General features: G+C 53.8%; 2 protein-coding genes. One reads left to right on the top strand and one right to left on the bottom strand.

What is annotated here, in order from left to right:
* The coding region (gene bioB / locus Q0257_RS04345) for a biotin synthase BioB (RefSeq protein ID WP_298022003.1) at positions 1–938 on the bottom strand (938 nt) is incomplete at its 3' end.
* 238 nt (positions 939–1,176) lie between these two features.
* On the opposite strand from bioB, the gene Q0257_RS04340 reads away from it, so the two are divergent.
* The coding region (locus tag Q0257_RS04340; RefSeq protein WP_298022000.1) for an FAD-dependent oxidoreductase at positions 1,177–1,643 on the top strand (467 nt) is incomplete at its 3' end.

Raw genomic sequence — 1,643 nt, 5'->3', positions numbered from 1 at the left:
TCGCTTGCGATGCTATCGCCGGTGGTGGTTAGGAAATTGCCCGTAAGCGCCGAGTTGATGCCGCATCCAAGCGCCGTGCGCACGTGCTCGCCCAAATTCCGCCTGCCGCCTGCGAAGCGCAGATACGCGCGCGGCAAGATGAAGCGGTAGATCGCGATCGATTTTAAAATTTCATCGTGCGCCAGCGGCGCGGCGTTTTGCAGCGGAGTGCCTTTGATTGGGGTCAGGATATTGATCGGCACGGAGCTAACGCCCAGCTCTCGCAGCTGCAGCGCCATATCGATGCGATCTTCCATGCCCTCGCCCAGCCCGAAAATCCCGCCGCTACATACGTCAAGCCCCACGGCGCGACAATTCTCGATAGTTTGGATGCGGTCGTCGTAGCTGTGCGTCGTGCAGATCTGCGGATAAAATTTTCGCGAAGTCTCGAGATTGTGATGATAGGTCTGCACGCCGCTTGCTTTAAGCAGCGCCAGCGCGGGCTTTGAAGCGATCCCCAGCGAGGCGCACAGATGCAGCCGCGTCTTACTTCGCAGCCGCTCATAGATCGCGCAGTATGCCCTCAGATCGGAGCTTTTTTGAGAAATTCCGCGCCCGCTAGCAACGAGCGAGAAGCGGTGGGTCTGCTCGGCTTCGTTTGCAAGCGCGGCGCTTAGCACCTGCTGCTCGCTCAAAATTCCGTAAGTCTCGCAGCCCGTGTTAAAATGCGCCGACTGCGCGCAGTATTTGCAGTCCTCGCTACAGCGCCCCGATTTTACGTTTATGATCGTGCAGAGATTAAATTTATCGCCGCAAAACTCACGCCTAATCTCATCCGCCGCCGCAAAAAGCGCGCCTAAATCTTCGCATTGCGCCAGCTCTAGCGCCTGCTGCTTTGCAATCTCGCAGCCGCCTATCACGCGATCTTTCAGCTCGGAAATATAAAATTTGTCTATCAATACTTAGCCTTTTTGAAAAAAATGCGTAATTATACAACGCTAAATTTAAAGCAAAGCTCGCGCGTGAAATTTTGATGCAGGAATTTTGCGCTAAAAATTTATGCGGAATTTTATGCCCTTGCTCGCCGATTTTGCGCCGCGATTTTTATGGACGGCTCGTCTGCGATATCTGCGCGCGATTTATCGTTTTGAAATTTTATTTTGGCTAAAATTGCGGCTTTAAATTTAAAGGTAAAAAATGAAATACGACGTTATCGTTGTGGGTGGCGGGCACGCTGGTATCGAGGCGAGCTTAGCCGCCGCAAAAATGGGCGCAAAGACGCTGCTAATTACGATCTTAGCCGAACAGATCGGCGCTGCGAGCTGTAACCCCGCAATCGGCGGCCTTGCTAAGGGGCATCTGGTAAAGGAGATCGACGCGCTGGGCGGTCAGATGGGGCTTGCGGCGGATGCATGCGGGCTGCAGTTTAGAATTTTAAACGAGAGCAAGGGCCCCGCCGTGCGAGGCTCGCGCGCTCAGATCGATATGGATGAATACCGCATCTACATGCGAAATTTGCTGCTAAACACGCAGGGGCTGGATATAAGCCAGGAGATCGCGAGCGAAATTTTAACCTGCGAGCAAGGCGGCGAGCAGCGCATTTGCGGCGTTAAGAGCCATCTTGGCAACGTTTATGAGACCGAGCATCTGATAATCACCGCCGG

Source organism: uncultured Campylobacter sp., from assembly GCF_938018035.1.
In the GTDB taxonomy this organism is placed as follows: Bacteria; Campylobacterota; Campylobacteria; order Campylobacterales; family Campylobacteraceae; genus Campylobacter_B.
Note: the sequence above shows the minus strand (reverse complement) of the source record. Positions and strands in the feature narration are given on the sequence as shown.